Raw genomic sequence first — 19,037 nt, 5'->3', positions numbered from 1 at the left:
TTCTCGACGCATTGCGTCGTGACCGCGCCCGCACACGACACATCCCTCCCGCGCCGCGCCGCCCCTCGCCGGCTACGCGCCGGGGGCGAACAGCCGGCGAGGGTGGCACGGCGGCCCCGGCACGGCGGCCCCGGCACGGCGGCCCCGGCACGGCGGCCCCGGCACGGCGGCCCCGGCACGGCGGCCCCGGCACGGCGGCCCCGGCACGGCGGCCCGTGGCGTACGCCCGGGCCGCCGTGCCTCACCACGCCCGCACCTGATCACGCCTCGTGATCAGGTGCGGGCGATCATGACCTCGTGATCATGTACTCGTGCCGACACCTCGGGCGGCAAGCACCAAGAGCAGAGGCGCGGGGACACGGAACGAAGAAGCCGATTGGGAACACAAGGGGGAAATAGTAGGAACGCAGGCAGAAGCAACAGAAAGCGAGGGCCGTAGCGAACGGGGCCGGGACGCCGGCGGAGGAAACACGCTGCCGAGGGCCGGGCCGCCGGATGTGGATCGAGGGGGCACGTACGGGACTCCATATATACAGTCGCCTCCACTTCGCAACCGGCAAAACGGCCGCTGACCTGCGAAAACGCGGGCCCGGGGGTCGGCCCCCTCAGGGGGAGGGCAGGAAGGAGCCCGGACTCGCGCACGGAATCGACGACCCATTCGCCGACCCAAAACTGACGAATCGTCAGAATCGGGGTGGGTGCAGATCCGGCGGTCCACCGGCGCACCGCGGCGCCATCCCGCGGCCGGTTCGCGGGCGGAACGGGCTTCGCCCCTGTGTCTTCGGCCGGTCCTGCCCGGGTGCCGGGCTGCCGGGTCAGGGTGCGGGCCGGTGGCCGGGCGGGAGGAGGGCGCGGGTGGCGGGGCCGGGTTCGGCGTCGAGTTCGGTCAGGCGGGCGACGAGGCGTTCGTAGGTGCGGCGGGCGGCGTCGTCGCGGCCGACGGCCAGTTGCAGCCGCAGGGTGCGCTGGTAGAGCGCCTCGTTGTACGGGTCGCGCTCGGCGGCCCAGTCGAGCAGCGCGAGCGCCCGGTCGGTGCGGCCTGCCGCGGCGTGGTGGTCGGCGAGGCGGGCGGCGGTGTCGACGGCGCGGAGTTTGAGGTGCTCGCGCAGCTCGTCGGCCCAGGGGTAGTCGGCGCCGTCGAGGAGGTCCCCGGTGTAGAAGGACAGCGCCTCCTCCCAAGCGTCGGCCCGTACTGCGGGGTCGTCGGTGCGGGCCGCCTGGTCGAGGGTGTCGGTGAAGGCGGCCAGGTCGGTGGCGACCAGGTCGGGGCTCAGTGCGTAGCGGTCGCCGGTGGCGGTGACGAACGCGCCGCGGGACAGGCCGGAGGCGTCTCGCAGCATCCGGCGGACACCACGGCGCAAGTTATACAGCTGGTTGGCCACCTCGCGTGGTTCAACGGTCGGGTTGGCCAGTTGGAGGAGGTCGGCGATCCGTTCGGCGCGGATGCCGTCGGGGTGGGCGGCGAGCAGGGCGAGGAACTCGCGAGTGTGCTCACTCATCCGGGAGCCGACGGCGGTGCCGCCGGGACCGCCCGCGTCGATGCGGAACGGTCCGAGGACGTGCACGACGACCGGCGGCCCCGGGTCGTCGGGCTGCGGCGACCGCCGCCTGTCGGCCTCCGCCGTCGACGCCGCCGGGACCGGGACCGGGACTGGCGGGTCAGGCAAGGGGCGGGGCCGTGGTGTCGGGTCGGCGCCGGAGTCGCGCGGCGGCACGGGGACAGCGGGTGGGAGGACGGGGGGCATCGTGTCGGGCGGCGAGTCCACGGCGACCGCGGCAGCCGTGGGGCCCGTGTGGCCGGGCCTGACGGCACTGAGCGGAGCGGCGCCGTGCGAGGCCGCGCCGGGCGGGGCGTTCCCGGTCGCGCCGTGGTCGGCGGGCGTTTCGGCGCGGCCGGGCGGCGGGGGCAGCTCGGCGAATACTGCGGGTGGGGGCGGGGTGTGCGGGACCGGCGGGGGCGTCCGCGGCTCGGGCGGCAGCGCGGGACGAGCGGGGCGCGGGAGAACGGGGGCGTCGACGAGGACGCTTTCCTCGTCCTCGTCCTCGTCCTCGTCGTCTTCGGTGGAGGTGCCGAACGGCGCGGCCCGGCCAGCGGTTTCGTGGTGCGTGGAGGCGGGTGCCGTCCAGGCGGCGCCGGGATCGGCCGCCCACGGATCGTCTCCCCAGGCCGAGTCGTCGGCCCACGGCGGCAGCGGCAGCGGCACGGGTGCGGGGAGTTGGCCGTGGGCAGCGGCGAGTTCGTCGGCCAGGTCGCCGAACGCCTCGGCGGACAGGTGCAGGACTCGGGCCCCGTCGAGGAGCCCCGCGCGCGGGTGCGCGTGGGCGGTGGCGGTGCCGTCGGCGTCGACGCTGCAGGCCACCGGCCACTCTCCGAGCACCACAACCACCACGGCAGGGCGTTCGGGGTAGTCGGCGGCGCCAGCGGCGGCGATCCCGGCGAGGCGAGCGCGGTGCTGCGGAGCCGCGGAGGTGATCAGCACCAGCCGGGTCGGCGGCACGGCACCGGACGTCGGGTCCGTGCTGGAGTCGGGTCCGGCCCCGGCATGGTGGGCGGCGGTCAGGAGGTGGTGCTCGGCGGCGGCCAGGCACGCTTCGGCATCGGGGAGTTGGCGCACCTGCGGGAGGTCGGCGAGAGCGTGCGGGTCGCGGTCGGGGCCGAGGAGCGCCGCGGCGTCCGCGTCGGCGATCAGCAGCGCCAGGGTGCCCGGGGCGGGGCGGGCGCGCTCGTGGTCGCCGAGCACCGCCGCCACGACCGCGCGGGCGACATCGTCGGCACCCAGGCCGGTCAGGCCGATCCCGTGCCCAGCCGCGACCGCGTCGAGCGGGATCTCGGTGTCGCCGCGTACCGCGAACGCCGCCTTCCCGACGGGCAGCGGCGCGGACAGCCGCGGACGCCGCCGCGGGAACGGGTCCGCATCGGACACACCCGCTGGAGACACCTCGTCCGCGGCTTCGGCGGACGGACCGTAGGCGGGTTCGCTGCGGTGGCGGGTCCGGTGCGCGACGGAGAGCACCGGCGGCAGCGCCGGGCGCGCCGGGTCGGCGCCGGGGTTCGCGCGGCGGCGGTGGCGGCGCGCCCACAGCATCGCCGCGCCGATCCCGGCGGCCAGCGTCGCCCCCAGGAGGCCGACAGCGGGGACGTCCAACGCGGGCCGCCGACTCCCCCCGTCCTGCCCGCGCTCCGGCGCGGGCGGCGGCGTGGGCGGCGGCGTGGCGGCGCCTTGGGACGGTGTCGGAGGCGCGGCGGACGGCGGTGGTGGCACGGCCGGCGCCGGAGCAGGCGATGTCACCTCGGGCGTGGGAGAGTTCGGCTTTGTCGGTGCTGGGGAGGCGGGAACCGGCGGCGGGGGCAGCGGCGGGGCCGCTGGTGGCAGCGGGGCCTCGTCGGGTGCCGTCTCCGGCAGCGGAACCGGTAGCGGAGGACGCGGGGGCGCCGCAGGTCGGGCGTCGGCGGGCAGGCGCAGGATCCAACCGGGGCGGATGACGTCGGGGTCCGTCAGCCGTCCGCCGTCGGGCTGGGCGAGGGTGCGGGAGAGGGTGTAGATCTGCGGCCAGCGGATCGCGTCGCCCAGCTCGGCGGCGGCGATGTCCCACAAGGTGTCGCCGGGCCGGACGGTGTAGGTGGTGTACGCGGCCGAACTCGACCTCGCGAAGGCGTACGGTGCTGCATCGTCTGCCCGAACTCCGGCCAGCGGCACGGGCGAGGACAGCGGTGCAGGCAGAGGTTCGACGGGGGCGAGGGCTGCGGCGACCGCGGCCGGACGCACCGGCACGTGCGGCCGGTCGGCGACGGCCACGGTGGTGTGGGTGGCGCGCATCATCGCGACCAGCGCGATGATGAGCAGCCCGGCCAGCCACGCCGCCGGCGCCCGCAGCACCCCCACCTCGTACTGGTGCGCCCGGTGCGCGGAGGCGTCCCGCACCAGCGTCGGGAAGTGCCGCACATACCAGCCGAGTTCCGCGAGCAGGCTCAGGGTGAAACCGGCCCAGGCGACCCAGCCGACCGCGACGAGGACGTCGAGGATGACCTGGTCGGTGGTCGGGGCCAGCAGCGCGTCGCGGATCTCGTCCCAGGAGCGGCGGTGCTCCGGCCACGGATCCGGCGAGAGCCGGTGCAGCATGTACGGAAGTCCCGCGACGGCGCCTCCGAGCAGCCCGGCCGCGACCACGGCGCGGACCAACGCCCATACGGCGCGGACGAGTCGGACCAGGGTGCGGCGTCCGCGCCGCGTGGTCAGGCGTACCGGGGTAGGCGCCGCCGTACCGGGGTGGGGGGTTCCTGGCGGAGTCATGGCCCACTCCTCGCGTCGGGTGCAACCACGCCGGGCTCGGCACGCGCGGTCGCAGTTGCCGACACGCTGATCTCCCCGATCCCGGCCAGGTGCAGCAGTTGGGTGCGGGTGGTGCGGCTCACGGTGACGGTCACCTCGTCCCCGGCGACGCTCACGGTGCCGTTGGCGCCCGCGGCGGCCAACGACGCCTGCGCGGCGGACCGCGCACGGACCGGATCCAGCAGCGGCCCGGCTCCGCCGCGCACCCATACCGGGTTCAGTTCTTGCGCGCCGGCGCGGGCGGCTTCCTGGGCCTGGTCGAGCGCCCTCGTCTTGGCCGCGAGCGCCGTCCCGCCGTCGAACACCAGCCCCGCCACCAGCAGCAGCCCCGCGGTCAGCACGGCGACGAACGCGGTCACCTGCCCCCGCTCATCCCGACGCAGCCTCAGGACGCTCACCGCCAGGCGGGTACGCGGTGCGCGACCCCGAACCGGGCGCTTGGGCCGCCGAGTCGGGCAACCCCTCGGACACAGCCGGGGGTTCACCGGGTGCCCCGGTGCTCGTCGAGGATGCTGGACGCCTCGCCGTGGAGGGTGCGGTGGCCGGGCAGGCCGAGGGCGCTCATCTCCGCGAGCGAGACCGTGCACGACACCGCCACGCGCACCCGCCCGCCGGGCGTGAACGCCTTGGTGTCCACCGTGACGGCGAGGCTCGTACAGGTCACCCCGGCGCCCGCGAGCGCAGCGTGCGCCGCGTCGTACGCGGCCTGCTCGGCGGCGGTCGCGTTGCGGGTCAGTGACGCGGCTCGGGCGGCCTGGTGGGCGGCGTCGTCGACGAGGCCGCGTGCGGACGCGAATCGGCCGACCGCGACCACGAACAGCAGGATCAGCACCAGCAGCGGGACCAGCAGCACCAGCTCGACCGTCGCCGACCCGCGCTCGTCCCGCACCGCCCCGGCAAGGCGCGCCCGTCCGCCGCGCGTCGGCGGACGCGTGCGCGCAGGCCCGGCCACCACCCGGCCGCGCGGTGTCATGACCACCGGTCGACCGGCCCGGCGGCGACGGCGCGCACCCGCAGTGTCGTGCCCGGGACCACGGCGATGACGGTGCCGGTGATCTCGACGCGGACCCGGTCCGCTGTCCAGGTCACGGTGATCTTCGGGTCGGTGAGCACGTCGCCGCTGATCGCGGCGAGGACCTGCCGGGCTCGGGCGTCGCCGTCCGCGGCGGTGCCGGTCTGGACGCGGGCCGCGGCGAGCGCCCGGGAGGCGGCGGACTGCGCGATGTGGTGGGCGTGCTGGACGAAGGCGTACTGGACGATCGTCAGGATGATCAGCATCAGTGCGGGAACCAGGACGACCAGTTGCACGGACACCGCGCCACGTTCGTCGCGCAGCACGGTGCGCAGGCGACCGGATACGCCGGTCCGGGAGTACCCGGGTCGCGGTGCCACGGCAGGTCACCCGAGATTGATGCTGTTGGCCTTGTTGGTGACCTTCAGCGCGATGATGGCGATGACCGCGATCGCGAGCGCCACCAGCAGCGCGGTCACGAGCACCGTCTCGGTGGAGTAGCCGCGCTCGTCGCGCGCCAACTCCCGTAGCCGGGCGCCGAGTCGGCGCATGTGCGCGGTCAGGGGCTGAATGTCGGGGAACATCCGGACCGCCTCCTTCCAAGGCAGAAATATCGAAACTTTTGATCGGAACAACACTTCGGAAATCGCGAACCCGTAGACCTTTCACAGGGCGTCGAGGACGTGGGCGAGGGCGGGATAGCCGAGAAAAATCAGGAACCCGGCGAAGAGCACCACCAGCGGCAGGGACATCCGCTCGGTGGCCTGACCGGCGGCTCCTTGGGCGTCGGCGAGTTGGCGGGTGCGCAGCGCGCTGGCTTTGGCGGCGAGCGAGGTGCGGACTTTCGCGCCCTCGTTCCCGGCCAGGGCGACGGTCGCGGCGAGTTCGCGCAGTTCGGCGACGTCGGTCTCCTCGCCGAGACGGCGCAGCGGCCCCCAGGGCGGGACGCGGGTGAGTTCGGCGGTGGCCAGGGCGCGGCGCAGGTTTTGGGCGGCGGTCCCGTCGAGGGTGGCCGCGGCGTCGCCGAGGGCCTGCTCGACACCGGCGCCCCCGGACAACGCGACAACCGCGAGGTCGCAGAACGCCGACAGGGTGTGCCGCATCTCCTCGCGGCGCGCGCGGGCTTCGTTACGGACGTTCAGGTCGGGCACGAACGCGAACCCGGCCGCGCACAGCACCCCCGCACCGACCGGCCACACCACGCCCGGGTCGGCACCCGCGAGCCACGCGAGCGCGGCCAGGAGCAGCGGCGGGACAAGCAGCCCGAACACCGCGCTGGTCGCCTGTTCGGCGCGGTGGACGGCGACGTCGCGTCCCAGGACGCGCAGGTCGCGGCGTACGGCGGGCAGCGGCAGCCCGCACGCGGCGACCGCCGGGGCCAGGCGGCGCCCGAACCGCGACGCCCAGCCAGCCTCGCTGGGGGTGGTGAGGGGTGGAGGTGGTTCCGGCGCGGGGTGCAGCGCGGCGAGCGCGTCGACCAGCCGCACACGCGGCGGGAAGAACCCGAAGACGACCAGGAGCAGCCCGAGTCCGGTGCCGACGCCCAACAGCGCCGCGAGCAGGGGGTTCACCGGTCCGCCTCCTTCCCCGCCGGCCGGAGTTCCGCGTCCGCGGCGGAGGGCCGCAGGATCCGGACGGGGGGCTTGTCGTCGGCGAGTCTCGCCATCCACCAGAAGGCGAGGGCGAACAACGCCCCCACCACGGCGAGGACGAGCTGCCCTTCCGCGGTGCCGTAGGGCGTGAGGTAGTCACGGTCGAACAGCAGCAGCCCGAACGCCATCGCGAGGGTGACCACGACGACCACGCGGACCGAGGTGCGGGTCCCGGCGCGGTCCGCGTCCGCCTTCAGTCGGACGGTGACCTGGTCGCGGGTGGCGGTCGCCAACGACCCCAGCAGGCCCGCGAGTTGCCCGGCCTGGCGTTCGGCGGCGAGCAGCAGTGCGGCGACCACCAGGTCGGCGATCGGGTCGTCGACGTCGTCGGCGAACGCGCGCAACGCGTCCGGCAGCCGGTCGCCGCGCTCGACCCGTGCCGCGAGCGCGCGGATCTCCGCTTCCAGGGCGGGCGGGGCGACGTCGGCGGTCGCGCGGATCGCCTGCTGCAAGCCCGCGGCGGCGGCGAGGGTGTCGCGGAGCATCTCCGCCCACACCGCCACCGCCTCGATCCGCTCCGTCCGCGCCCGCGCCGCCCGATCCGGCCTCACCAGCACCGGCAGCGCCCACGCCGCGGCCCCCGCCAGCACCGCGGCGACCGGCCACCCGGTCAGCACCCCGACCACCACCGCGCAGACCCCGACGCCGATCAAGCGCCGCACCGACATGCCGCGCACCTGGGCACCGAGCCGGGCGACCGCCGCGGCGACGCGGTCATCGGCGCCAGCCGCTCCGGAATCGCCCTCGCGACGGGGCCAGAACCCCGAGACGGCCACCGCGAGCCCGCCGCCGCACCCCAGGCCCAGCACCGCCGCCGTCGGGCCGTTCACGGTGCACCGCCCCAGCGGGCCCGGTGGAAGACGTGCGGGTCCAGTCCGGCGGCGACCAGGTCGTCCATGGTCTCCGCGCGCGGCGCCGTCGCCGGGACCGCCCGCCGGTCCGGTCCCGGCCGGTACACCTCGTTGGAGACGACCTGCGGCCCGTCCGCGTCGACGACCTCGCGGACCGAGGAGACGACCCGCCGCCCGTCCGAAGCCCACGCAATGTGGACGACGAAGTGCACGGCCGAGGCGACCAGGAGACTGGTCGCCTCCAGCGACAGCCGCTCGGGCGACTGGGCCGCGTACGCGGCGAGTTTGGTGAACACGCCGCGCGACGTCGAGGAGTGCAGCGTCGACATGCTGCCGTCGTTGCCCTGGCTCATCGCGTTGCACATCGGCACGACCTCGGCCCCGCGGATCTCCCCGACGATCACCCGGTCCGGGCCCATCCGCAGGCCCCAGCGCACCAGTTCGGCCTGGTCGACCGCGCCGACGCCCTCCAGGTTCGCCTCACGGGCCTGCATCGCAACGACGTTCGGGTGCGCGACCGGGTCGCAGTCCAGGCCGAGTTCGAACGTGTCCTCAATCGTGATCAGCCGCTCGCGCGCCGGAATGGCCGAGGCGAGCGCCCGCAACACGGTGGTCTTGCCGACGTTCGTACCTCCCGCGACGATGAGGTTCTTCCGGGCCCGCACCAACGCCCCGAGGAACGCGGCGAGCGGCTCGTCGCACACCCCCAGACGCACCAAGTCTCGGAGGCTGACGCTCAAGTAGCGGTGGCGGCGGATCGAGACGGACACCCGGCCGGTGACGGCCATCACGGCGAAAAGGCGTGAACCGTCCGTGAGTTGCACGTTCAGCCGGGGCACGGCGCGGTCGAAACGGCGCTCCTCCTGCCCGGCCTTGGTCGCGACGGTGCGGACGAGTTCGACCAGTTCCGCGTCCGACCCGGCCACCGGCGGAACCTGCTCCTCGCGGCCGTCGGCGAAGCGGACAAACACCCGGTCTGCGCCGTTGACATGGACGTTCTCCACGTTCGGGTCGTCCAGAAGACCCTGGAGCCCGCCCAGGCCGAACAAGCCGTCCAGCACGGCACGCGACACCAGCTCCTCCGTGCCCGCATCCCACACGCCCAGCCCCGCGGACAGGCGCCGGCCGGTCTCCGCCCGCCACGCCTCCGTCAACAGGCGCTCGGCCACCTCGCGCCGCTGCGACCCGGACATCGGCGGCAGGCCCGCACCCTCCAACTGGGCCGCATACGCCGACAACCGCCCACCGACCTCACCACGCAACCGGGCCGCCAGCTCATCAGCCCCAGTCGGCGAACCGGCGGACCAGCCCAGCGACGCCGCCCCGAACGCGGCCGGGTCCGGCGAAACCCCGTTGACTCCCGGCAACGGCGGCCTCACGACGCGCCCCCAACATCCCGAAACACCCCGCCGAACCCCCCGGGCCCCGAAGGCACCTCGGCCGCCGGCGGCACCGCAGGAGCAGCCAGCGGGCGGGCAGGGACGAGCCGACCGGTGTCGGCACGCCACCGCACGTCCTCCGCCAACCCCCCCCGCCGCCCGCAGCAGAGGACGGCGACGCCACCCCCGCCCGGAACCTCTCGACACCAGCTCGCGCACTCCCGTCGCATCCCACGGCCACGCGTGGACCCGCCCGATCCCGAACGCCGCCTCCACCTCCCGCGGCTCGTACGGCGACGGCCCGACCACCACCAGGTCCACCGCCGGCACCCGCGCCCGCAACTCCTCGACACGGCCCGCCACATGCCCCATCGCGTCCACCCCACCCCGCGCCACCAGCACCAGCACATCCGCCGCCTCAAGCAGAGCCCCAACGTGGGCACCTTCCAGACGCCCGGCATCGACGACCACGACATCCGCCCGGCTCGCGCGCAGCACCGCGAACCGCGACGCCGCCAAGACCTCCAACGCGGCAGCCGCCTGCGGACCCGCAGCCGGCGCCCGGACGACCCGCACCCCACGCCCCACCACCGACCCGTACGCCGCAGGCTCGACCACACCCGACCCCGTCGGCCCGCCGTGACGCGAACCCGCCGCCAAACCCACCAAGCCCGTCCCGGCATCCCACGGCGACGCATCGCACCACGCCGCCACCGAACCACCCGAACCGTCCGCCTCCACCAACAACGACCCCACACCACCCTCCCGGCGCGGCCATACCGCCGTCAGCGCCAGCGCCGACACCGTCACCCCCGGCGCACCTTTCACCGACCCGACAGCCACCACACGCGGGCTCACCCCGCACCACCCGAGCCGAGAACCACCAGCCGCGGATCCACCAGCACCGCCACCCTGGGCCCCGACGCCGCGTCCACCAACAGAGTGACCACGGACCCTCCGCCCGTGGCATCGGAAGCGGCCCGCACCGCGACCACGACACCCTCCGCCGACAGCGACGGCGCCGCCCCCGCACCGTTCTGCGGCCCCGCCGCCTGGCCCGGCCCCGCCAGGACAGCGACGCGCTGACCGATGGCCAAGCCGGGCGGGGCGCCGCCGTCCTTCACCGACACCGCCACCAACGACTGCCCCGCCACGGGGAACCCGGCGGACTCGCCGACCTGGTCGCGTGACAGCAGCGACCCCGGCACCAGCGGCACGACCGCCACCCGCCCCACCACCTCGTCGACCGAGGACACCGGTACCACGCCGGAAACGTTTCCGCCCCGCAGCTCGGTCTCACGCAGGTCCGTGCGCTGCACGACCTGCCCGGCCTCGACCCGCTGCGCGACCACGAGTACCGACGTCCGCTCGTCCGTCCCCCGCGCGGCCACCACGAACAACCCGGCGCACACGGCCGAGACGAAAAGGCCCGCCCACACCCGCACCGCACGGACACGCCGCCGCTTTCCCGGCACCGTGCCCGGCGGCGGCGCAGCCGCCCACGTCCCAGCGCCGTTCCGCGCCGTCCGCGCCTCCGACACAGCCACCGCCCGCTCCTCCGTCACCCGTCGAACCGACCGCCCCCGCCTTCGCCGCGCCGTGCGGACGTCTGCTCAGGACACCGCCACCACCACGGCCTGCACCTCACGCACCCGCAAACCCGTCGACGCCGACGTCGACATCCCCTCCACCACCCCCGCCTGGCCACCGCCCGACCACGACACCCGCCAGGTGACCGTCACCGTGAGCGGGAACCGCTCCGCGGGCTGTCCCGCGGACGAACGCCCGTAGGTGTAGCCGCAATCCGGCGACCCCGACGCCGGATCCGAAGCTGGCCCGTACGGCGTCCCCGGCCCCGAACACGTCACCGCGTCCCCGGTCCCCATCGACCACACCGCCGACACCGGGACCGCCGTCGCCGTCACCGACACCCCCGGAACTGCCGCCGTCGCCGACACCGGCGCCCACGTCGTCCCGTCCACCCACAACCACGTCGGCACGCCCAGCACCTGATCGCCCGACGGCGACGTCCCCACCACCGGCGACGGCAACGTGAGCCGTGACACGGCCACCTGTGCCAGATATTCGGCGCTCGGCGGTGGGGCAACAGCACCGCCCCCGGTAGGCGGCTCGTCGCCTCCGACGCTGACCAGCCACCCCCCAGGGAGGCCCGTCATCGGGTCGATTCTGAGCGGTGCCCGGCCGTACAGGTCGGCGACCTGCTGAGGCGACATACCCGATTCGTAGAGCCCCTTGAGGTAGTCGAGTTCCGACCAGTTGCCGCGTATGGGCGAGGGAGGCAGCGCAACCTGCGGCCCGGACCCTCCCACGGGCGCGATCGGGGGGGTCCCCGGATTCTCTCCGGCGCCTTCGGCGGTGACGACGCACTCGCGACCGCTGCACTCCACCGTGCCGGTGCCCGGGGGAGGCGCGTCGCTGTCTCCAACGGCCGTGCCACCGACGGCGATCCACACGACGAATGCCGTGCCGACACGCGCGCCAGCCCCGCACAGGCGCGTCCTCAACACGTGCCCGTCACCGACACGCGGAGCACCGAAACCTTCCAGGCCCCGTCCACGAGGACCACGTCGGCGTCCGTGCTCCGCCGTCCACCGGGCAGGCCGTCCTGCGGCGTCCCGTCCGCTTGGTAGCGGAGCCACTCGGTGTCGTCCAGACAGTCCTTGATCTTGGCCGTACGTCCGTCCGGTGACACCGACACCAGCTCGGGAGCCATGCGCATCGGCCCCTTCGCCACCAGGCCGTTCTGGCGATTGACCGTAAGTGTGTAGCGCAGCGACACCAACGCCTCGCCTGTCGCGTACTTCGTGAGAAGCGGAAAACCCGGATCCGAGGTCGCCGACGCCTGGACCATCGCCGCCATCATCTGCTTGTACGCCTCCAAAGCAGCGTCCTGCGGTGCGCTCGTCGCGGACGCCGACGAAGCAGCCGAGGACGGCGTTGGCGCAGGCTGCACAGAGGTCGGAGCAGGCGTGGGCGAAACGGGCAGTGTCACGGCAATCGGCGGACTACCTGCGGCTGTTGGCGCCGCTCCGCCGTCGGAATCGGTGTCCGTGCAGGCGCCCATCAGCAAGGCTGCGACGACCGCTCCGCATGCCGCACCGGCAACTCTCCGACGCACGCCGCTCCTTCCCCCGTTGCGTTCGCGCACGGCGAAGTACCGCAGTAGCGCTCCAACTTGGCGCCGCGCGAGACGTACATGCCCATAGTGACCTTTGGCTGATCTGTCTGGAAGTAACCAGTGGTACAGGTATCGTGAGTTCCGGTACTTGCACTACCGGCGCGCTACCCGTGCCGGTAGCGGCACTACCGGTGTTGAACTGGCCAGGTGATCCGCCCGTACGCCGTCGTCCGATCGGCATCCGTTTCTCGGTGCCGGATGTGGCGACAGCGTGGGACCGCAGCCCGAACTCCGGGCCGACGCGGCTCGGGCACGCCCTCGTGCTGCCGTTCACCCGCGCCGGCCCGCCTCTCAACGGGGGTGGAGATGTCCAGTTCCAGTGACGACCTTCGCAGGGAGAGCCTGCGCCAACTGCTCAGGACCCGCCGGCGCGAGCTGGACGCCGCCTCGGTGGGCCTGCCCCCAAAGCCGCACAGCCGATCACGCGGGCTGACCATTGAGCAGACGGCCGTACTCGCCCGATTGAGCGTCCGCGGCTACGCCAAACTCGAAAGAGGCGTCTACCACGCCCCCCGCCCCGAAACCCTCGACGCGGTCGCCGACGCCCTGCGCATGGACGAACGCCTGCGCGCCGACCTGTACTTCCTCGCCACCGAACACCGGCCCGCCGCACCGCGCCGACCCCCGACCGCCGCACAGCCGTGCCACTGGGGGCTCGCCCGCGCCTCCGCACCCCACCCCGCCCTCGTGACCGACCACGTCTCCACCGTCCTCGCGCACAACAGCCACGCCGAGGCCCTCTTCGCCGAGACCGACCCCGGAACCCTAACCGGGACCAACCTGGCCCTGTGGGTCTTCACGGAGGAAGCAGCCCGCGGCGTCCAGGGCATCGACGTGCTCCGCCGCTCGGCCATCGCACGCCTGAAGGCAACAGCCATCGCCTACCACGAAGACGAGCCCGTGGACGGCATCATCAAGCAGCTCCACGAGATACCCGGTGCCGAACTCCTGTGGCGCCACGAACGCGCGCGGGCCGACCGAGGCCCCACCCTCGTCCGCTACCGCGGACCCGAGCACCAAGCCCAGCAACTGACGTGGACCCGCACCGAAGGCGACGACGGCACCATCCTCCACACCGGCCTACCCCATGCCGCGACACCGGACGACACCCCCCGGCCCAGGCCGTGACCTCGCGTGGCCGGAAAACGCGAGGAGCAGCAGTCAGCGACCCGACGCGACCGACGCCGCCGAAACGCAGCGGCACTTGCTGCCGTCTGCACCGCCACAGCCTGGGCGGCGATCACGGCCCTCGTCGCCCGGCGCGGCGCCGAACTCACCCACGCCGCCCCGCTCGTCCTCGCCGCCGCGTCCCCACGACTGATTTGCAGCGACCTGACCGAACAACGCCTCCGCAACGGCGACTTGGTCGTGACGTATACGGGGACGCTGTGCGTGATCACCGCCGCGGCCGTGTCGCAAGCCTCCCCAGGCCCGTTCGTGCGTGCGGTCGCGGTGTCACTCGCTCTGCTCACCGCCGGTGCCGCACTGACCCTGACCACCGGGCAGTTCGGAGGCGGCGACACCAAGCTCGCCGCGGTCATCGGACTCGCCCTCGGGCCCGACGCCTGGGCGGCACCGGTCGTCGCTGTGCTGTACGGCTTCGTCCTCGCCGCTGGTGCAGTGGCGGTACGGGCCTGCGCCGCCAAGGCGCGCCGCACCCCTCGACCGACGACGATCCCGATGGGACCGTTCCTCCTCGCGGGCGCGCTCACGGCCTCCCTGACGGCGAGACCCGCCTAGACCGCGGTACCGGAAGGCGTCATCGTGGCACCACCCACCCGTGGATTGTGCGCGGCCCGGTGTCGACCCCGTGCACCGCCAGCCACAGCTCCACCCGCCGCCGACGCTGCGCCCGGCGTTCGTTGACGCGCTGCTCGTGCGCGCGGATGTACGGCCGCACCAACGCGGGAGGCGACTCCTCGGTCAGCGCCCGCAGTTCCGCCGTCGGCGGATCGAACGGCGCCGTACGCGGTTGGGTGACCGCAGGCAGTATCGGGTGTTGCCCCGCCCGGTGTCGCCCACGCGGCCCCCGGCGGACGATCACGGAAGTCAGACGAGCGAGCGAGCGCAGGAGGGATCTGGTCACGTAACGGCTCCTGGATGTGGGCGAGTTCGGAAGAAGGCGGTCGGCACTCAGGGCCAACCCCATCGGTCGAGGTGGGCTGCAGCCTCGGGCCAGCCGCGCGCCGAGTCGGCGATCGTGTGGACTTGCCCGACGCGGCCGGTCACGCGCGGCAGGAGATCGAGGTAGGCGGTCGGAAGAAGGAGCAGCATTTCCTCGACCGGACACACTGCGAGGTACGCGTGCAACGCCCGGCGGGTCGCGTGCTTAAGGCCGTCCGGCCCCAAACGTTTCGGCTCGTACGGCCGCAACCGCTCATCGGCCCCGACCAGGCCGTACCGCGTGGTCAGGACGAACACCCGCCGTCGATAAGGCAGGTTCGTCCCCACCCTCGCCCGCAACTGCGAGAAGCACGACCCGTCGTAGAGGTCCAGAGCCGGGAGTTCCCGGATACGCGCACGCTGGCAGTGCGTCTCGGCGATGATCACCATCTGCGGCACCTCACGGGCGAGCCACGCCAAGACCACACGCGCCGGTGCCGAGCCGCCGTACGCCTCCGGCGGCGCGGCACCGCTCAGGAGGCGCTGGAGCTCGGGTGAACCGCCGAGCGCCGGGCGCTTTCGTACCTGCGCCCGCGTGTCGTGTCGGTCCGCATGGTTGACCTCGGGATCGTTCACGACGACGCCCCGGCGAGCGGAAATCCTACTGCGATGCTCTTGCCGCGTTCCCACAGCCCGAACGCGAACGCGGCGGACACCGAGCGTGCCATGAGCAGGCCGCGGCCGGAGTCCGCGAGCGGATCAACGTCGTCCACCAGCGGGATCGTGCACGGCAAGCGATCGCTGACGACGATCCACAGCATCCCGGCCCGCTGCCGTGCGGCGACGGTGAAGTCCCCGTGCCCACCCGCGTATTCGACAGCGTTGGCCGCGAGTTCACTGATCGCCGTGATCGGCCCGTCCCCGTCGATACCAAGGCTCGCGCACAATCCGGCGACGTGGGCACGGACTCTGCCGACTGATCGAGGCTCCGGGCTGAACGTGACGGTGTACCAATCCAGTTCGTCCATGACGCACCCCTTCCGGCACGCGTCGCTGCATGTCGCGACCACCGTACGCACGTGAAACGCAATTGCGTAGCGATTCGATTGAGAGTCTTCAGAAATCTCTCCGAACTCGTCTGGAGGCGCCGGAAATCCACGATGATGGATCCGATGCGCAGGCCAACTCGTTCAGGAGGAACCGGGATGACGCTGGATCAGAGCCCGACGATGCGTCGCAGGCAGCTCGGCATGGAGCTGCGGCGCCTACGCGACGAGCAGGAACTCACGCTCGGCCAAGTCGCCAAGCACATCGGCCGCGTCGCTTCCACGGTCAGCCGGATCGAGACCGGCCAGGCCGCGCCGAAGATGATCCACGTGCGCAAGATGCTCGACCTGTACGGCGTTCCCGAGGGAGATGAACGCGACGCCCTGATGGCCCTCGCGAAGGAGGGCCAACGCCGCGGCTGGTGGTCGGAGTACGACGACTTCCTCGCCTCCGACTTCGAGCGCTACCTCGGCTACGAGGGAGGCGCGGCCGGCATGCGGGTCTACGAGAACCGCGTGATCCCCGGCATGCTCCAGACCGAGGGATACGCCACCGCCGCCCTGCGCGCCGGACGCGCCTACGGCGATCCCGACGAGATCAAGCGCCGCGTTGAACTGCGCCTCCGACGCCAGCAGTTGCTCCACACGGACGATCCCCTGGCCTTGTGGATCGTCATCGACGAGTCGGTTCTGCGTCGTCGCTTCGGCGGTCCGGACGTGATGCGCGAGCAACTGCGGCACCTCCAGACGGTGGGCAGTCTCCCGCACATCACCGTGCAGGTCCTGCCCTTCCACGCTGGCGCCCACGCGGGTATCGACGGCCCCTTCACCATCATCGAGTTCCCCGACCCGACCGATCCCCAGGTCGTCTACCTGGAAGGCTCCGCCGGTAACCTCTACCTGGAGAAACCCCGCGACTTGCGCCGCCACAACAGCATCTTCAACCAACTGCTGTCGGCGGCACTGACCCGCGAGGACTCCCACTCGTTCATCGACGAGATCGCACACGAGTACGCGTGACACTGCGAGGAGGCGCTGATGTTCCGTCACTTCACCCACTGGCGTGTAAGCGCCCGCACCGACGGCGCGAACACCTGCGTCGAGGCCGCCACCGACGGTGCGTTCGTCGCCGTACAGAACTCCGCCCTGCGACACCCCGCCGGGCCGATGCTGACCGTGTCGGCCGTCGACTGGGAAGCATTCCTCCGCGTCGTTGCGGCCGGTCGTGTCGGCTACGACGAGATAACTTCCGCAACGTTCGGGCCGTTCCTGCTCGAACGCGACGGACACGGCAGCGTCGTCATGCGCGATGCCGGCGCGCCCGCGGCCGAGCCGGTGCGGTTCACCGAAGCGGAATGGGACGTGTTCGTTGACGGAGTGCTCATCGACGGGGAGTTCAGCATGGACTGGCTCCGTGGCGCCCCCGAGGCCGAGAGCGCGGCACGGTTGTGAGAGACGCAGCCACGGGCGTGCATGGTCCACCGCTGCCTCACTGCTCGGCGTCCAACCGCAGGACCAGTTCGTCGTACGCCGGCGCGTCGGGGAAGGGCTGGGGTGCTCCGACAAAGCGGTAGCCCCAACTCTCGTAGAGCGCCCGGACCTTGTGGTGCGCTTGCTCGACGTACAGCGACACCCGCTTTTCGCTGCGGCCGGTAATGAGCGCGTCATGCAGCGCCTTGGCGGTGCCGGTCTTGCGCCATGGTTGCCTGACCATGAGCTCGCATAGCGCGAACTCGTCAGCGTCACGCCGTTCTTGGAAGCCGTAGATGTAGCCGACGCAGACGCCGTTATGCCATCCGACGACCGCCTCCCACTCAGGCGCGGAAGTATGCCCGTCCAGGCGTTGTTCGTAGCGGGCCATGCTGAAGAACGGGTCGGCGCTGATCTCGTCGGCGTACACCTCCGCGTACACCTCCAGCAACACGGGCCTGATCTCGCTCGCCCGGTCGAGGCCGTAACGCACCAGCTCGATGCCGGGTGGGGCCGCGGTCACGCGGCGACCACCGCGTCATAGCGGGCAACGAACTGCCTGGCCTCGGGGACCGTGTAGGCGTCAACGGCCTTACGGAAGTCGCACAGCCGCGCGTCCCAGCGTGGGCAGGTGACGTGTTCGCGCAAGCCCACCGCCTGGCTCGCGCTGCCGGCCGCCTCCTCGACGCGGCCGGCTCCGAGCTGGCAGAGCGCCAGGTGCACGAGCTTGGCGTAGTGGTTGCGGCGGTACCGGCCGATCACCGCCGTGGAGCCGTACTCCTCCAGTTCAACCGCCCGCACGGGCCGCCCCAGGGTCATGTACGCCATCGCCCCGGCGCCGAGGACCTCCGCCTCGTTGCAGAAACTCAGCCACGCCGGGCCGTCCGGCTCCGCCTGGCCGAGCAAGGTCTCGGCGCGCGCGAGGGCCTGCCCGCTGCGGGCCGCCTGCCCGCCTTGTGCGTACCCGATCGCCAACCGGCAGTGCAGCAGCGCTCCGAGCCTGGGGTCACGGCCGTTGCGCGTGGCGTCGAGGGCCACCCGCGCGATGGTGATGGTCTCCGCGCTGCGCCGCAGCTCCCACGCCAGCCGCGACATACAGGCCCACACGCGCGCCTGCAGCGTACGGTCGCCGGCGAGCATGCCCGCGCGGAGTGCCGCGTCGTAGTGTGCGGCTGCGGTGCTGTTGTCGCTGCTGTCGAACGCGTACCAGCCGGCGCTGGCATAGATCTCGCCGAGCACCACGTACAACGCGCGTTCGACGCGCGGCCCGAACACGCAGTTGCGCATCGCCGTTTCCACCCGCCGCGCGAGTTCTTCGGCGACATAGGCGAGCTGAGTGCCGCCGGACAGGTCGTCGATCTCGTGGAGGCTTTCGAGGCGGCTACGCACCCGGTCGACGTCGGTGATACCGATCCGCCCGGCGGGTGGGAGGGCGGCATCGAATAGGGAGGCAGTGGCGGCGGAGAGGAATTCACGGCGCAGCACGGGCGGGTTCTCCTGCGGGGTGGTCGGAGGGGGCGACGAGCTGGCAGCGCCCGCGGGGACGCGGATCACGCGCCCGTCCAGACGCCAGCCGAGTCGATCCGGATCGGTTTGAAGCGCGTGGGCGACGGCCAGAACGGTCTTCGGCCAGGGCTTGGTGACGTCTCCCGATAACCAACGGCGGACCTGCCGGTCCGAGAAGCTGCCGGGCGTGCCGCACAGGGCCTCGATGGCTTCATTCGCCGCGTCCGCCAAGGCGGCCTCGGTCATACCGTGCTCATCCATGAGCGCGCGAAGTGCCCTGTTGGGCGTCTTGGTTCGCTTCCTCGCCATCGCGTCCCCCAACTGCTCATCCGACGGTAGCGCCGACTTCCGGCCTCCTGTAGTCGTCATGACTAACGTCGCCGTGTCGAGTTGGCAAAAGTGTCCGGTGTTCCGGGGGCAAACCACGCCCCGGCAGTCCTCGCCAACCTCCCGCTGACGGTCGTTGACTGAACACCGCGCCAACGGCG

At 72.9% G+C, this 19,037-nt stretch carries 20 protein-coding genes; 4 read left to right on the top strand and 16 right to left on the bottom strand.

Translation table 11 applies throughout. The features are described from left to right. Nucleotides 1-815: 815 nt before the first annotated feature. The 11 genes from LO772_RS08300 to LO772_RS08250 all read right to left on the bottom strand — a co-directional run bounded on the left by LO772_RS08300 (nt 816) and on the right by LO772_RS08250 (nt 12,127). Nucleotides 816-4,292, bottom strand: a complete 3,477-nt coding sequence (locus LO772_RS08300; protein ID WP_231777740.1) for a BTAD domain-containing putative transcriptional regulator — start codon at nt 4,290-4,292, stop codon at nt 816-818. Beyond that, nucleotides 4,289-4,729, bottom strand: coding sequence for a TadE/TadG family type IV pilus assembly protein (locus tag LO772_RS08295; RefSeq protein ID WP_231777739.1), 441 nt, complete (start codon nt 4,727-4,729; stop codon nt 4,289-4,291). The genes LO772_RS08300 and LO772_RS08295 overlap by 4 nt, the downstream gene beginning before the upstream one ends. Before the next feature lie 83 nt (nt 4,730-4,812). After that, nucleotides 4,813-5,304, bottom strand: a complete 492-nt coding sequence (locus LO772_RS08290) for a TadE/TadG family type IV pilus assembly protein (RefSeq protein ID WP_331717319.1) — start codon at nt 5,302-5,304, stop codon at nt 4,813-4,815. Next, nucleotides 5,301-5,723, bottom strand: coding sequence for a TadE/TadG family type IV pilus assembly protein (locus LO772_RS08285; RefSeq protein WP_231777738.1), 423 nt, complete (start codon nt 5,721-5,723; stop codon nt 5,301-5,303). Before LO772_RS08285 ends, LO772_RS08290 begins: the two co-directional genes overlap by 4 nt. 6 nt (nt 5,724-5,729) lie before the next feature. Further along, complete coding sequence (locus LO772_RS08280) at nt 5,730-5,927, bottom strand: hypothetical protein (protein WP_231777737.1); 198 nt, start codon at nt 5,925-5,927, stop codon at nt 5,730-5,732. Between the two features lie 81 nt (nt 5,928-6,008). After that, entirely contained in the window at nt 6,009-6,914 is a 906-nt protein-coding gene (locus LO772_RS08275) for a type II secretion system F family protein (RefSeq protein ID WP_231777736.1), read from the bottom strand. Continuing rightward, nucleotides 6,911-7,825 carry a type II secretion system F family protein gene (locus LO772_RS08270; protein ID WP_231777735.1) on the bottom strand — a complete coding sequence of 305 codons (915 nt, stop codon included), beginning with the start codon at nt 7,823-7,825 and terminating at the stop codon, nt 6,911-6,913. Before LO772_RS08270 ends, LO772_RS08275 begins: the two co-directional genes overlap by 4 nt. Next, nucleotides 7,822-9,084: a CpaF family protein gene (locus LO772_RS08265; RefSeq protein WP_443089378.1), complete on the bottom strand. Its 1,263-nt coding sequence runs from the start codon at nt 9,082-9,084 to the stop codon at nt 7,822-7,824. The genes LO772_RS08270 and LO772_RS08265 overlap by 4 nt, the downstream gene beginning before the upstream one ends. A 995-nt stretch (nt 9,085-10,079) precedes the next feature. Further along, entirely contained in the window at nt 10,080-10,772 is a 693-nt protein-coding gene (locus tag LO772_RS08260) for an SAF domain-containing protein (protein WP_231777734.1), read from the bottom strand. A gap of 66 nt (nt 10,773-10,838) precedes the next feature. Beyond that, nucleotides 10,839-11,555 (bottom strand): hypothetical protein, encoded by a 717-nt coding sequence (locus LO772_RS08255; RefSeq protein WP_231777733.1) that lies wholly within the window; start codon nt 11,553-11,555, stop codon nt 10,839-10,841. 191 nt (nt 11,556-11,746) lie between these two features. Then, nucleotides 11,747-12,127 carry a hypothetical protein gene (locus tag LO772_RS08250; RefSeq protein WP_231777732.1) on the bottom strand — a complete coding sequence of 127 codons (381 nt, stop codon included), beginning with the start codon at nt 12,125-12,127 and terminating at the stop codon, nt 11,747-11,749. A gap of 603 nt (nt 12,128-12,730) precedes the next feature. Between LO772_RS08250 and LO772_RS08245 the strand changes: the two genes are divergently transcribed. Then, nucleotides 12,731-13,552: an MmyB family transcriptional regulator gene (locus LO772_RS08245; protein ID WP_231777731.1), complete on the top strand. Its 822-nt coding sequence runs from the start codon at nt 12,731-12,733 to the stop codon at nt 13,550-13,552. A gap of 6 nt (nt 13,553-13,558) precedes the next feature. Further along, complete coding sequence (locus LO772_RS08240; protein WP_231777730.1) at nt 13,559-14,164, top strand: prepilin peptidase; 606 nt, start codon at nt 13,559-13,561, stop codon at nt 14,162-14,164. 19 nt (nt 14,165-14,183) lie between these two features. Here the strand turns inward: LO772_RS08240 and LO772_RS08235 are convergent, their stop codons facing one another. From LO772_RS08235 to LO772_RS08225, 3 genes are read right to left on the bottom strand one after another with little or no spacing between them, the layout of a single operon-like run. After that, the gene (locus LO772_RS08235) at nt 14,184-14,510 is read right to left on the bottom strand and encodes a hypothetical protein (protein ID WP_231777729.1); all 327 of its coding nucleotides are present in this window, start codon (nt 14,508-14,510) and stop codon (nt 14,184-14,186) included. 47 nt (nt 14,511-14,557) lie between these two features. Next, entirely contained in the window at nt 14,558-15,163 is a 606-nt protein-coding gene (locus tag LO772_RS08230) for a hypothetical protein (RefSeq protein ID WP_231777728.1), read from the bottom strand. Further along, entirely contained in the window at nt 15,160-15,555 is a 396-nt protein-coding gene (locus LO772_RS08225) for an ATP-binding protein (protein WP_231777727.1), read from the bottom strand. The genes LO772_RS08230 and LO772_RS08225 overlap by 4 nt, the downstream gene beginning before the upstream one ends. A gap of 177 nt (nt 15,556-15,732) precedes the next feature. Here LO772_RS08225 and LO772_RS08220 point away from each other — a divergent pair, with 177 nt between their 5' ends. After that, on the top strand, nt 15,733-16,593 hold the full coding sequence (locus tag LO772_RS08220) for a helix-turn-helix domain-containing protein (protein ID WP_231777726.1): 861 nt from the start codon (nt 15,733-15,735) through the stop codon (nt 16,591-16,593). An 18-nt stretch (nt 16,594-16,611) separates the two neighbouring features. Then, nucleotides 16,612-17,025, top strand: coding sequence for a DUF397 domain-containing protein (locus tag LO772_RS08215; protein WP_231777725.1), 414 nt, complete (start codon nt 16,612-16,614; stop codon nt 17,023-17,025). Nucleotides 17,026-17,062: 37 nt separating this feature from the next. On the opposite strand, the gene LO772_RS08210 is transcribed toward LO772_RS08215, so the two are convergent. Further along, nucleotides 17,063-17,566 (bottom strand): GNAT family N-acetyltransferase, encoded by a 504-nt coding sequence (locus tag LO772_RS08210; RefSeq protein WP_231777724.1) that lies wholly within the window; start codon nt 17,564-17,566, stop codon nt 17,063-17,065. Continuing rightward, nucleotides 17,563-18,795, bottom strand: coding sequence for a hypothetical protein (locus tag LO772_RS08205; RefSeq protein WP_231777723.1), 1,233 nt, complete (start codon nt 18,793-18,795; stop codon nt 17,563-17,565). Before LO772_RS08205 ends, LO772_RS08210 begins: the two co-directional genes overlap by 4 nt. Between the last annotated feature and the right edge of the window lie 242 nt (nt 18,796-19,037).

Source organism: Yinghuangia sp. ASG 101, assembly GCF_021165735.1.
GTDB lineage: Bacteria > Actinomycetota > Actinomycetes > Streptomycetales > Streptomycetaceae > Yinghuangia.
The sequence above is the reverse complement of the archived record's forward strand: the minus strand, read 5'-3'. Positions and strand labels throughout refer to the sequence as shown.